General features: G+C 61.4%; 10 protein-coding genes and 1 pseudogene. 2 read left to right on the top strand and 9 right to left on the bottom strand.

Annotated elements, in window-relative coordinates; all coding sequences use genetic code 11:
* Positions 1-108: 108 nt before the first annotated feature.
* Positions 109-972, bottom strand: coding sequence for a pyridoxal kinase PdxY (pdxY, locus tag AX768_RS27240; RefSeq protein WP_062003173.1), 864 nt, complete (start codon positions 970-972; stop codon positions 109-111).
* Between the two features lie 442 nt (positions 973-1,414).
* Here pdxY and glgC point away from each other — a divergent pair, with 442 nt between their 5' ends.
* Both glgC and glgA read left to right on the top strand, forming a co-directional pair.
* Entirely contained in the window at positions 1,415-2,713 is a 1,299-nt protein-coding gene (glgC, locus tag AX768_RS27235) for a glucose-1-phosphate adenylyltransferase (protein WP_062003710.1), read from the top strand.
* A 70-nt stretch (positions 2,714-2,783) separates the two neighbouring features.
* Entirely contained in the window at positions 2,784-4,244 is a 1,461-nt protein-coding gene (gene glgA / locus AX768_RS27230; protein WP_062003172.1) for a glycogen synthase GlgA, read from the top strand.
* On the opposite strand, the gene AX768_RS27225 is transcribed toward glgA, so the two are convergent.
* The 8 genes and pseudogenes from AX768_RS27225 to AX768_RS27190 all read right to left on the bottom strand — a co-directional run.
* Positions 4,241-4,900, bottom strand: coding sequence for a response regulator (locus AX768_RS27225; protein ID WP_062003171.1), 660 nt, complete (start codon positions 4,898-4,900; stop codon positions 4,241-4,243). The two genes, glgA and AX768_RS27225, sit on opposite strands and share 4 nt — an antisense overlap.
* Positions 4,897-6,831, bottom strand: coding sequence for a type IV pili methyl-accepting chemotaxis transducer N-terminal domain-containing protein (locus AX768_RS27220; RefSeq protein WP_062003170.1), 1,935 nt, complete (start codon positions 6,829-6,831; stop codon positions 4,897-4,899). The genes AX768_RS27225 and AX768_RS27220 overlap by 4 nt, the downstream gene beginning before the upstream one ends.
* A 72-nt stretch (positions 6,832-6,903) precedes the next feature.
* Entirely contained in the window at positions 6,904-7,434 is a 531-nt protein-coding gene (gene mobB / locus AX768_RS27215; RefSeq protein WP_062003169.1) for a molybdopterin-guanine dinucleotide biosynthesis protein B, read from the bottom strand.
* On the bottom strand, positions 7,431-8,180 hold the full coding sequence (locus AX768_RS27210) for a peptidylprolyl isomerase (protein WP_062003168.1): 750 nt from the start codon (positions 8,178-8,180) through the stop codon (positions 7,431-7,433). The genes mobB and AX768_RS27210 overlap by 4 nt, the downstream gene beginning before the upstream one ends.
* Before the next feature lie 39 nt (positions 8,181-8,219).
* A complete protein-coding gene (gene narI, locus AX768_RS27205; RefSeq protein ID WP_062003167.1) occupies positions 8,220-8,897 on the bottom strand; it encodes a respiratory nitrate reductase subunit gamma in 678 nt (225 codons plus the stop codon).
* A 17-nt stretch (positions 8,898-8,914) separates the two neighbouring features.
* Positions 8,915-9,583, bottom strand: a complete 669-nt coding sequence (gene narJ / locus AX768_RS27200; RefSeq protein WP_062003166.1) for a nitrate reductase molybdenum cofactor assembly chaperone — start codon at positions 9,581-9,583, stop codon at positions 8,915-8,917.
* Positions 9,580-11,133 carry a nitrate reductase subunit beta gene (gene narH / locus AX768_RS27195; RefSeq protein ID WP_062003165.1) on the bottom strand — a complete coding sequence of 518 codons (1,554 nt, stop codon included), beginning with the start codon at positions 11,131-11,133 and terminating at the stop codon, positions 9,580-9,582. Before narH ends, narJ begins: the two co-directional genes overlap by 4 nt.
* Positions 11,130-12,659, bottom strand: a pseudogene (locus tag AX768_RS27190) (molybdopterin dinucleotide binding domain-containing protein); the annotation flags it as partial. The gene narH and the pseudogene AX768_RS27190, both read right to left, overlap by 4 nt.
* Between the last annotated feature and the right edge of the window lie 87 nt (positions 12,660-12,746).

Genomic DNA, 12,746 nt, shown 5'->3' with positions numbered 1-12,746 from the left:
CGAGTTCCGGAGGCTGGCTCGCGATGCATCCTTATGGGGCCGGCCGGAGCCGGCGATGTCATGGCCGCAAGCAAATCCCGGTCCCGGCCGTCAGGCCAGCGCGGGGTATCACTCCGCGTGAACAGCGAGCGCGGGAAACAGCTCGGTCGGGTGCGCGATTTCTTCTTGTGCCGCGACGATTTCGAGCTCGTATCGCCCGGCTTCGTAGGTGGTTTTCACAACTGCGTTGACGGCGGCCAGGGAGTGTTCGAGAGCTCCGCGTACCGAATCGCCCAGCAGCGTGCGCGCAAGGAACACCGCGCTCGTCAGGTCGCCCACACCGACCGGCTGGCGCGCGAACGGATAGAGCGGCCGCTGCGCGAACCACGCCTGGCTTTCGGTCACGGCGAGCATGTTGAAGGTGTCGGCGCGGCTGTTCCTGTCGATCAGATGTTTGACCAGCACGACCTTCGGACCGCGCGCAATGAGTTCCCGGCACGCTTCGACGGCTTCTTCCACGGTCTCGATTGTGCGGCCGGTTAGCTTCTGCAGCTCGACGTGATTCGGCGTCATGGCATCGGAGATCCCGGGCATGGTGGTGACGAGAAACTCCTGGATTCCCGGCTCCACGATGCAACCGGTCGCCGCACCCATGACCGGATCGCAATAGTAGAGCGCTTTGGGATTCACGGCCTTGACCATCCTGACGATCTCGACCACCGCCGCGGCCTGGTCGGGCGCGCCGAGATATCCGGACAGCACGGCATTGCATCGAGAAAGTACGCCGATGGCGCCGACGCCTTCGATCACGCGCGTGAGCTCGCCGGCGTCGACAGCACTGCCGGTCCAGCGCCCGTATTGGGTATGGTTGGAGAACTGCACGGTGTTGAGCGGCCAGACGTTCACGCCCATGCGGCGCATGGGGAAGACGGCTGCGCTGTTGCCTGCGTGACCAAACACGACGTGCGACTGAATACTGAGGACGTTGTTCATGATGTTTTTTTCGTCATTGGCCAATGTGGCGGATCGGTCGCGGCGCCATATGTGCCGAGGCCTGGCGCACCGCACGTCATTGTGCCGTGGCGCGTGGCTTCGTGACGCGCCGAAAAGCAGATTTTTCCTTCCTCCCGACACCTTAACACTCCGAGCAGCCTCGTTTGGCACGGTGATTGCTCACGGTGCCGGAAACCCGCGGATTTCCAAGCGTCTGACCGGCCTATCACAGCCCCATCCGCCACCACCTAGATCTTTGTCCATCCAACGCCGAAAAGCAGGTGCGAACTATTTACCTTTGCAGCAGAATCAATCCCACGCGCTGTATTTCCAAGCCATTTGAATCTTTTGGAGGAAATCCGAATTCTTTGGTTCGAATTTGATGGGACAGGTCGGGAACAATCAGAAACAGGCCGCACAGGCCGCAAAAGAGGAGGTCAGTATGGAGACGCTGAACAGAGAGAAATTGTCGCAAAGTCACACCGATTTGCAAAAAAACACGTTGGCCATCGTCCTTGCAGGCGGTCGCGGCACGCGCCTCGGCGCACTGACGAACAAACGCGTCAAACCGGCGGTGCACTTCGGCGGCAAATACAGGATCGTCGACTTTGCGTTGTCCAACTGTCTGAATTCGGGCATCCGGCGTATCGCCGTCGTGACGCAATACAAGGCGCATTCGCTGTTGCGCCACCTGCAGCGCGGCTGGGGTTTCCTCCGTGGCGAATTCAATGAATTCATCGATATCTGGCCGGCACAGCAACGTGTCGATGCAAGCTGGTATCGCGGGACGGCGGACGCCGTGTTCCAGAATCTCGACATCATTCGTTCGATCGGCCCGGAATACATAGTCGTGCTGGCGGGCGATCACATCTACAAGCAGGACTACACGCGCATGGTGCTCGACCATGTGGAGAGCGGCGCGGATTGCACGGTGGGCTGCATTGAAGTGCCGCGCATGGAAGCGACCGCGTTCGGGGTGATGCACGTCGATGCACAACGCCGCATTACCGCGTTCCTGGAAAAACCCGAAGATCCGCCCGCCATGCCCGGCAAGCCCGACATCGCGCTCGCGAGCATGGGCATCTATGTGTTCAGCGCGAAGTATCTCTACCAGTTGCTCGAGGAAAACATTCTCACGTCCGAGACGGACCACGACTTCGGCAAGGACATCCTGCCGCGCGTAGTGACGAGCGGCAGGGCGATCGCGCATCCGTTCGGCATGTCGTGCGTGACGTCGGAAACCGATCCCAACGCACCGCCGTACTGGCGCGATGTGGGCACCGTCGACGCGTACTGGGCGGCTAATCTCGACCTGGCATCGACGATACCCGCGCTCGATCTCTACGACCGGCGCTGGCCGATCTGGACCAATCAGGAACAGTTGCCACCGGGCAAGTTCGTACGCGACCTGCACGGACAGCAAGGCGCGATCAACAACCTGCTGGTGTGCGGCGGTTGCGTGATCGCGGGGTCGCAAGTGTCGCGGTCGGTGTTTTCATCGGCGGTACGGGTGAATTCGTTCTGTCACATCAATGAAGCCGTGTTGCTGCCGCAAGTCACGGTGGGGTCGAGTTGCCGGCTCAAGAAGGTGGTGATCGACCGGGGTTGCACGCTGCCGGAGGGGCTTGTGATCGGCGAGGATCCCCAGTACGACGCGGAGCGGTTCTACAGGACGGAAAGCGGTGTGGTGCTGGTCACGCAAGAGGCGTTGACACGTCTCGGACAAGCAAAGCAGTCATAGTTCGCTAAACTGCGTGCGTGAAAGACTGAGCGGACGATACCGTTCAGCGCAACCAGCCAATGGGGAACCGATGACCGTATGCGTGCTGCATGTTGCAGCGGAAATGTATCCGCTTTTGAAGACCGGCGGCCTCGCCGATGTAGTGGGCGCTTTGCCGCCGGCCCAGATGCAGCTGGGCACGGATGCCCGGGTGGTCCTGCCGGCGTTTCCCTCTGTTGTGGCGGGTTTGACGCAGATCGAGCACGTGGCGGATCTCGGTCCGGCGTTCGGACTGGGAAATGTCAGGCTCGAACGCGGCGTGCTGGAGCCGCATGCGATCGTGGTGTATATCGTGCGCGCCGATGCCTTCTACAACCGGCCCGGCAATCCGTATCTGGATGCATCGCACACTCAATATGCCGATAGCGACCGGCGTTTCGCATTGCTCGGCTGGGCGGCAGCGCGCATTGCCCACGGCGCCGATTCAACGTGGCGACCCGACGTGGTGCACGCGCACGACTGGCACGCGGGGCTCGCGCCGGCTTACTTGCGAGCGTGGGAACGCACGTCGGGCGTGCGCGTGCCGTCGGTCATCACGGTTCACAACCTCGCATATCAAGGCGTCTTCCCGGCAGCCGAATTCGGCGTGCTGCAATTGCCGGCGGATTTTTTCTCCGTCGATGGAATCGAGTTTTACGGTCACTTATCTTTCTTGAAGGCGGGGCTGTTCTACGCCGATCGCATCACGACGGTGAGTCCGACCTACGCCCGCGAAATCCAGACCCGGGTTCAGGGCGCCGGTCTCGACGGCCTGTTGCGCACCCGTACACACGACATCACCGGCATCCTGAACGGTGTCGATAAAACGGTATGGAATCCGGCCACTGATACAGCCATCAACACGCAGTATTCCGTTGAAAAGATCTCCGGCAAGGAGAAATGCAAGGCGGCGCTGCAGGAACGCATGGGCCTCGCGCGCGATCCCGACGCGCTCCTGTTTGGCGTGGTAAGCCGGTTGACGGAGCAAAAGGGCATCGATCTGTTGCTTTCGGCGCTTCCCGATATCGTCCAGCGCGGCGGTCAGCTCGTGGTGCTCGGGACCGGCGATCCGGCGCTCGAGAACGGCCTCAAGTACGCTGCGGCAGCCAATCCCCAATCGGTGGCGGTGGAACTCGGATTCGATGAAACGCTGTCTCATTCGATTATCGCGGGCAGCGATATCGTGATGGTGCCTTCACGTTTCGAACCGTGCGGACTGACGCAGCTCTATGCGCTTGCATATGGTTCGCTGCCGCTCGTGCATTGCGTGGGCGGCCTGGCGGACACGGTCGTGGATACATCGCTTGAGAATCTCGCCGATGAAATCGCCACCGGCTTCGTGTTCGAGAAGTTCGACCGGCCGTCGATTGTCGCGGCCGTCCGGCGGGCGTTTGCGTTGAAAGCGCGGAGGCCCGACTGGAAGGCCGTCGTGCATCGCGCGATGGAGCAGGACTTCGGCTGGGAAGCCTCGGCGTTGCGATATGCAGAGGTGTATCACGAACTGACGGTCTAGTCTTCCGTGCCGCGTGCGAGCGCGTGGATCGCGATCTGCACGCGGCTCGTCAGGTTGAGCTTGCGCAGCACGTTGCGAACGTGAATCTTCACGGTGCTTTCGGCCAGATCGAGTTCGCGCGCAATGTCCTTGTTGCTCGCGCCGCGTGCAACGATCCGCACAATGTCGCGCTCGCGCGGCGTCAACGCGGATGGTTCACGGGCATCGCGTGCAGGCAATTCTTCTGCCTTCTGCGGCGTCCTCATTTTCGCGATCAAACGCTGCGTCATGCTTTCCGCGATGACTGATTCGCCACCGGCGGCGCGACGGATCATGGTGGCGAGTGCATCGGCGTCCATGTTCTTGAGCAGATATCCGCACGCGCCTTCGCGCAGCGCGGACGTCAGTTCATCCACGTCTTCGGACACCGTCAGCATGATCACGGCCGTGTCGGGCAAGTCCTGCTGCAGCAACTGCAGCGTCTCGATACCCGATAACCCCGGCATGTTCAGATCGAGCAACACCACATCCGGCCGATGCTGCTTTGCGCGCTTGATTCCCTCGATGCCATCGGCGGCATCCCCCACGACCTCGAAATCCGGCTGGCGCTGCAACAGCGCATGCACGCCGGAGCGGAACAGCGTGTGGTCGTCGATCAACAGAATGCGGATGGTCATGCTGCCTGCCTTCTGCTTGCGGGCAGCAGGAGATGAACGCGTGCGCCGCCGCCCGGCCGGCTTTCGAGTCCGAGTTGCGCCCCGAGGCGTGCCGCTCGTTCGCGCATGATGTGAAAGCCGACGTGCGCTTCGCCGCGGCTCGCGATGTCGGCCGGGTCGTAACCATCGCCGTCGTCCTGCACGGTCAGATGAAAATCCTCGGCGTTCCTGATGACGACACGCACGTTCGAGGCCGATGCATGTTTGCGCACATTCGACAACGCCTCCTGCAGGATGAACAGCACCTGCAATTGCTGATCGGACGGCAACGGCAGTCCGCTTGCCTCTTCGTAATCGAGGTGCAAGGGCGTGCCCGATTGCCGCTCGAAGCGCGTGACCGTTTCCTCGATGGCATCGCGAAGACTTCCCGCACCGAACTTCGTACGGAAATTCACGAGCAGTTCGCGCACATCTTCGTAACTTTCTTCCAGGCCGCCACGCAGCAGCGGCACGATCTCGCGGATCTCGTTCAAGTCGTCGCGGGTCGCGGCGGTGTCGAGCAGATGTAATTGCATCTTCAGGAAATTGAGGCTTTGCGCAATGCTGTCGTGCAAGCCCTGCGCGACCAGATGGCGCTCCTGCGCCACCGCAAGCTGACGGGCGGCCGCCGCCAGCCGATGGTTCTGCAATGCGGTGCCAAGATGCCGTCCGAGCGTCTCGAGCAACCGCGTCTCGGACGGCAGCATGTCGCGTTCGTGACGAAAGTGCAGCGAGAACGAGCCGAGCGCAATCTGCTTCGAGACGATACCGAACGCAGTGACGGCGGCGAACCCCGCGGTGCTGCAATCGACTGCGGGCGCGCTGATCGAGGCGCGTCCCGAACGCAGGTCCCTGATCACGGCGATACCGCTTGTCGCCACCGCGCCGCAGACGCAATCACTCGCCGGCATGCAGCGTTCAACGTCGGTCATGCGCTCGGGCAATCCTTCCGAGACGACCATATGGAGATTGTCATCGTCCGGGGCGAGTATGCGGACCGAACCTGCATCGGCGTGGAACTGGCGCATCACGCGCGTCAGAAACCCGCGGCACAGCACTTCCACGTCGTGCGCGCCATGCAGGAATGCCGTCATCTCGTAGAGCGCAAGCAGTTCGCCGTTGCGTGCCGAAAGTTGCGCGGTCTTGTGCGTAACGCGCAGCGCCAAGTCCTGGTAAAGGCTTTGGAGTTCGGCCGCCATGCGATTGAAACCCTGCGCCAGATGGCCGAATTCATCGCGCGATTCGACTTGCAGGCGAGCGGTGAATTCGCGTTGTTCAATACGCGACAAACCGCGTTCCAGGCGCCTCACGGGCAGCACGAACCACGCGTAGAGCAGGTACACGATCGCCATGGTGCCAAGGCAGGCCAGTGCCGCGAGCGCGAGTTGCGAGCGCCTGAGCCACGCGGTCTTGCGCGCGTTTTCCTGCTCGATCAGACGCACGAGTGCATCGGCTTGCATGACAAAGGCGGGCAGACGGTCGAGATACAGGTGAGGGGCCATGCCGTTCTGTGCGATCGCGGGTTTCAGCGCGTCGCGCCAGGTCGCCGATACGACATTGAATTGCACGCGTATGGCAGGCGTTTCCGGTAGAAAGAGCGGGCGGACCGGATCGCCCTGGTCGAGCCGCGCGAGCGTCTGGTCGAGTTGTGCGCTTTGCGAAGCCACGTTGGCGGGACGGGCGGCGCGCATTTCGCCGAGCTGGATCGCGATGTTGCCCGCACGCATGCGCAGGCTGCCGGCGTCGTTGATCGCGGCGCCGGCGCCTTCGAGCTGCCACGACAGCCACAGCGTCCCCACGATCATCGATAAGAACAGCGCCAGCGCCACGCCCGACAATGTGACGATGCGGGTGGAAAGCCGGTAGCGCAGGGGTGTGGCGGGCGAAGCCGCGTGAAAGAGAAGGTCGGACATTGGACTGCGGGTGGAAGCCGGGTTGATGCCAGGAAAAAGCAAAGACTCCTGATTATCCGGCGTACCCGCAGCTTAAAGCGAAAGTCCGACTGTTTTACATATGAACTCCCCAATCCCCGCGACGTCCGCCAGAGGCAGAAGCGGAACATTGGGTGCGGCATGAAGACGCGGGGCGTCGTCGGTGGCGATGGCGAGGATCGCCGTATCGGAGAGATACAGCGGATCGCGACCCTCGCCCGGCCGCACGACTTCCAGACGCGGCAATGGCTCCCGCGTGAAGCCTTCCACGAGCGTGAGGTCAGCGGGACTCAGCCGCGCAATCAGATCAGTAAGCGGCGGCTCGGGACCATCGTACAACTCACGCACGATCGCGTAACGGTACGGCGAAGCGATCAGCACTTCTCCCGCGCCGGCGGCGCGAAACCGTGCGCTGTCCTTGCCGGGCGGTTCCAGATCGATCGAATGATGGCTGTGTTTCACCACGTTCACAATCAGGCCGCGCGCCTGGAACCAGGGCAGGAGCGCTTCAATCAGCGTGGTCTTGCCTTGTCCCGAACGCCCGCAGATTCCGAAGATGTGCAGCTTTGCCGCCGCTTGCGTCATATCGCTTTCCCGTCTTTCCAACCCTTGATATCCGCGCGCGCTACTGCTTCGGTGACATAGCGCTGTTCGGCAAGGTCGCGCAGTGCGAGCGACATCGCTTCGCGGATACGCAACTCGACCTGTTCGAACGGCAATATTCTGCCAGGCGATTTTTCGTGAACGCGGACAATATGAAAACCGAATTCCGTTTCCACGAGCGCAGGGCAGAGCGTGCCGGCGGGCGCGGCGAATACCGCGCGCTCGAATTCTGCCACGGTATCGCCGCGGCCGATTTCTCCGAGCGCGCCGCCATCCCGTCCCGAGGGGCAATTGGACAACGTCCGCGCAGCATCGACGAAACGCAGTTCGATGTCGGCGCCCGCTCCCAGCAACGCGTCGAGCGTTTGCTGCGCGCGTTTTCTCAGCGCCGCCAGGTCCACGCGTTCGGTCACCTGGAACAGGATGTGGCTGACCCTCGCGCGCTCGTTCACGCGCCAGCGTTCCTGATCCGCCAGGTAATGGCGCTTGCACTCTTCGTGCGTGGGCGCGGCGGTCCCGGTGATCTGATGCTCGAGCAGCGCTTCGATCAACTCCTCGTCGCTCGCAGCGGACGCGAGGTCCAGATCTGCGGCTTCATCGAGGAGCACGCGGCGCAGCACCGCCGCCGTCAGCGCCGCCTGATGTGCGTCGGGCGTCTCTGCTTCGCCGGCCAACTCGCGTTCGATATCCTGGTCTGTCAGTTCCGTGCCGTTGACTGTGATTGCCATGATGTTCCTTTCCAAACAATAAGCGCGAACAAGCGCCGATCAGCGCGGCCGAACGATCTGCCATGCGCGGCCCAGATACGTCACGGAGGCGAAGCCGCTCCAGACATGCACGAGCCGCGTGAACGGGAAGATCACGAAGAGCGTCATGCCCATGAAGAGATGCAGGCGGAACAGCAGCGGGGTGTTCGCAACGAAGCTCGGGGCGTCGCCCCGGAACGTGACCACGTGCTGCGCCCACGTCATCAGCTGAACCATCACGTGACCGTCCATATGAGCGGACGATTCTCCGATCGTCGTCAGTCCCAGCAGCAGCGTGCAAAGAATCCAGAGCAGCAGGACCTTGTCGCCCGTGCGGGTGACGGCCGAAACACGCGCGTTGGTCATGCGCTGATGAATCAGGATCAGCAGTCCCGACAGGCACAGCCATCCCATGATGCCGCCGGCGATCATCGCGACGGCTTGTTTCGTGCTGTGATCGACACCGAGAAAATCCCATACGGCGACCGGCGTCAGCAAGCCGGCGAGATGCCCGAAGAACAACCCGAGAATGCCAATGTGGAACAGGATATTGCCCAGCCGCAAATTGCCGCGATGAAGCATCTGCGAGCTGTCGGTTTTCCATGTGTACTGCTCGCGCTCGAAACGCGCGAGGCTGCCGAACAGGAAGATGGCGGCCGCGATATACGGATAAATGCCGAACAGAAATTGATTGAGCATGAGCGGGTCCCTTGAACTCAGTTGGCCGTGGCCGGTGGACGCGGATGGAAATGCACCGGCTGGGCCATCGGCGTGGACGTGGATGGAGCAAGCAGCGGTTCGACTCCGTCCGCGCCCGGGCCGAAGCGTTCGAGCGCCTCGTCCATGTCGCGAACAGGTGGAATCTCGGCGGCTTGCGGGACGACATCGGTCATTGAACGCAGGACTGTGAAGACACCGGCGTACGGGCTTTGATCGCGAGCAAGACGGTCGCCTAACGCGGCGAGGACGTGGATGGCTTCGTCGAGTAAAGCACGTGCTTCGGAGGGCTCGATGTTGCCGAGGACTTCCAGAAACAGCGGCACGTGGTCCGGCAATTCGTTCGTCGCCATTTCGAGGCCATGCCGGCGGTATTCATCGAGCAGATCGACCATGGCTTGTCCGCGGTCCCGGCTTTCGCCGTGAACGTGCTCGAACAGATGCAGCGAATGCGCCGGATTCCGGTCGAATGTCGCGACGTAGTTCTCCTGCAACTCGATCAACGGGGATGCATTGAGCAAGGCGACGAGCGGCTGTAGCGCGGCGCGGGTCGTGTCCGGGAACGCTTGCAGCTCCTGATCGATCTCGCCAAGTGCATCGAGCAATTCCTGCTCGGGGTAGTCGAGCAAGGTCGCGAGCAACGTGTAGATGGAAAGCGTGGTGTTCATGACGAGGCCTCAGCTTGCTTGCGCGACTTCGGCATGTCGGCGAATACCACGCTGCCCTGCGGTTTCTTGCCGAACAACGATCCTTCCGAGACCCCGCCCGAGCAGCCATTGCCAAACGTAAAGCCGCAACTGCCTTTGTCGTTGAAGCTGTCTTCGACGATTTCCTTATGCGATGACGGCACGACGAAACGGTCTTCGTAGTTCGCAATGGCCATCGTCTGGTACATGTCTTCGACTTGTGCGGGCGTGATGTTCAGGCCCTTCAGCAATTCCGGTTCGGCGCGGCCATGCACGACTTCAGCGCGCTTGAACGCGCGCATGGCGAGCATGCGTTCGAGAGCGGACGTGACTGGGGCTTCGTCGCCGGCGGTCAGCAGGTTGGCCAGATACTTCACCGGAATGCGCAGGCTCTTCACGTCCGGAATGATGCCGTCCATGCCGATATGACCCGCATCCGCCGCCGATTGAATCGGCGAAAGGGGCGGGATGTACCAGACCATCGGCAACGTCCGGTACTCGGGATGCAGCGGAAACGCGACCTTCCATTCAACCGCCATCTTGTAGACCGGCGACTTGCGTGCGGAATCCAGCCAGCTTTGCGCAATGCCTTGCGCGAGCGCTTCGGCCTGCACGGCGGGATCGTGCGGATCGAGGAACACATCGAGCTGCGACTGATACAGGTCCTTCTCGTTTTCAACCGCTGCCGCGTCGCCAATCTTGTCGGCGTCATAGAGCAGCACGCCGAGATAGCGAATCCGTCCCACGCACGTCTCCGAGCATACGGTCGGCTGGCCTGCTTCAAGTCGCGGATAGCAAAAGATGCACTTTTCGGCCTTGCCGCTTTTCCAGTTGAAGTAGATCTTCTTGTACGGGCACCCCGAGATGCACATGCGCCAGCCGCGGCACTTGTCCTGATCGACGAGAACAATGCCGTCGTCTTCGCGCTTATAAACAGAACCTGACGGGCACGACGCCACGCACGCCGGGTTCAGGCAGTGCTCGCACAGCCGCGGCAAATACATCATGAAGGTGTTTTCGAAGGTGGCGTACATCTCCTTCTGCACGTTCTCGAACAACGCGTCACGACCACGCGATGAAAACTCGCCGCCCAGATCGTCTTCCCAGTTCGGACCCCAGACGATCTTGTCCATCTTTTTGCCGGTGATGACTGAAACAGGGCGCGCGGTCGGCGGCGTCTCGCTCAGGCGCGCTTTCTGCAAATGCTCGTAGTCGAACGTGAACGGCTCATAGTAATCGTCGATAGCCGGCAGATTCGGGTTCGCGAACAGGTTTGCGAGCACCTTCAGCTTGCCGCCCTGGCGTGGACGCAGTCGGCCAGATGCATCGCGTATCCAGCCACCTTGCCACTTCTTCTGGTTCTCCCATTCCTTCGGATAACCGATGCCGGGTTTCGTCTCCACGTTGTTGAACCACGCGTACTCCACGCCGTCGCGCGAGGTCCACACGTTCTTGCACGTCACGGAGCACGTATGGCAACCGATGCATTTATCCAGATTCAACACCATTGCGACTTGCGCACGAATTTTCACGATGCAGCTCCTTCATGTTCCTTCAGCGGACCTTCGAGCCACGCCACTTTTTTCATCTTGCGCACGATCACGTACTCGTCGCGGTTCGATCCCACGGTGCCGTAGTAATTGAAACCGTAGGCTTGCTGCGCGTACCCGCCGATCATGTGCGTCGGCTTGAGCACCGTGCGCGTGACCGAGTTGTGGATGCCGCCGCGCATGCCGCTTGTTTCGGCCCCCGGCACGTTCACGATCTTTTCCTGCGCGTGATACATCAGGCACATGCCTCGCGGCACGCGCTGGCTCACCACGACCCGCGCTGTCAGCGTGCCGTTCACGTTGAACACTTCCACCCAGTCGTTATCGACGAGACCTGCTTCTTTTGCCTCTGCTTCAGACACCCACACGTGAGGTCCGCCGCGCGAGAGCGTCAACATGCGCAGGTTGTCCGAGTAAGTGGAGTGGATGCCCCATTTCTGGTGCGGCGTGATCCAGTTGAGCACGAGCTCATGCTCGCCGTTGGGCTTTGCGCCAAGCATGGCGGTGACGGTTTTCGTGTTGATCGCCGGCCGATACACGCACGAGCCTTCGCCGAAATCCAGCATCCAGCGATGATCCTGGTAGAACTGCTGGCGGCCCGTCAGCGTGCGCCATGGGATCAGTTCATGCACGTTCGTATAACCGGCGTTGTAGCTGACTTCCTCGGATTCGAGGCCCGACCATGTGGGCGCGGAAATGATCTTGCGCGGCTGTGCCTGGACATCGCGGAAACGGATCTTGTCGTGCTCGCGGCCAAGCGCGAGGTGCGCGTGTTCGCGTCCCGTGATCTTCGACAATGCTTCCCACGCCTTGACTGCCACATGCCCGTTGGTTTCCGGCGCGAACGTGAGGATCATCTCGGCTGCATCGATAGCCGTATCCAGACGCGGACGTCCTAGGCTCACGCCCGGTTCGGTGACGGTTTTCGTGATGTCCGCGAGCTCGCCGACTTCCTGCTTGCTATTCCAGTTGATGCCCTTGCCGCCGTTGCCTTGCGTATCGAGCAGCGGTCCGACCGACGTGAACTTGCGATACACATCCTTGTAGTTACGCTCGACGACGGTCATGGACGGTGCGGTCTTGCCCGGAATCAAGTCGCATTCGCCCGCACGCCAGTCCTTAGGTTCGAACGGTTGGCCGAGCTCGCCCGGGGTGTCGTGCATGAGCGGCGTGCAGACCAGGTCGGTGCGCGTGCCCAGATGCGCACCGCCGATTTCCGCGAACTTTTCGGCAATGCCCTTGTAGATTTCCCAGTCGCTCTTGCTTTCCCATAACGGTTGCACGGCTTCCGACAACGGATGAATGAACGGATGCATATCCGATGTATTGAGGTCGTCCTTCTCGTACCACGTTGCGGTCGGCAACACGATGTCGCCGTAGAGGCAGGTCGTGCTCATGCGGAAATCGAGCACCGTCAGAAGATCGAGTTTGCCTTCGGCGGCGGGGCGCACGTTGACTTCGCCCGGCATGATGGCGTCGTTTTCATCGGAGAAGAGGGCGAACTGTGAGATTCGTTAAGAATCAAGTAGTTACGAACTTGAAAATGTAGCCTGATGGACACGACTGCGGGACAAAAGGTGAGGAACGGGAGAACA

Origin of the sequence: Burkholderia sp. PAMC 28687, from assembly GCF_001577465.1 — a bacterium.
Classification (GTDB): domain Bacteria; phylum Pseudomonadota; class Gammaproteobacteria; order Burkholderiales; family Burkholderiaceae; genus Caballeronia.
This window is presented reverse-complemented; position numbering and strand designations above follow the sequence as displayed.

Bases quoted from the DNA above. Each gene is read 5' to 3' on its own strand.
- pdxY (WP_062003173.1), bottom strand. From the start codon at position 972: ATGAACAACGTCCTCAGTATTCAGTCGCACGTCGTGTTTGGTCACGCA.
- glgC (WP_062003710.1), top strand. From the start codon at position 1,415: ATGGAGACGCTGAACAGAGAGAAATTGTCGCAAAGTCACACCGATTTG.
- glgA (WP_062003172.1), top strand. From the start codon at position 2,784: ATGACCGTATGCGTGCTGCATGTTGCAGCGGAAATGTATCCGCTTTTG.
- AX768_RS27225 (WP_062003171.1), bottom strand. From the start codon at position 4,900: ATGACCATCCGCATTCTGTTGATCGACGACCACACGCTGTTCCGCTCC.
- AX768_RS27220 (WP_062003170.1), bottom strand. From the start codon at position 6,831: ATGTCCGACCTTCTCTTTCACGCGGCTTCGCCCGCCACACCCCTGCGC.
- mobB (WP_062003169.1), bottom strand. From the start codon at position 7,434: ATGACGCAAGCGGCGGCAAAGCTGCACATCTTCGGAATCTGCGGGCGT.
- AX768_RS27210 (WP_062003168.1), bottom strand. From the start codon at position 8,180: ATGGCAATCACAGTCAACGGCACGGAACTGACAGACCAGGATATCGAA.
- narI (WP_062003167.1), bottom strand. From the start codon at position 8,897: ATGCTCAATCAATTTCTGTTCGGCATTTATCCGTATATCGCGGCCGCC.
- narJ (WP_062003166.1), bottom strand. From the start codon at position 9,583: ATGAACACCACGCTTTCCATCTACACGTTGCTCGCGACCTTGCTCGAC.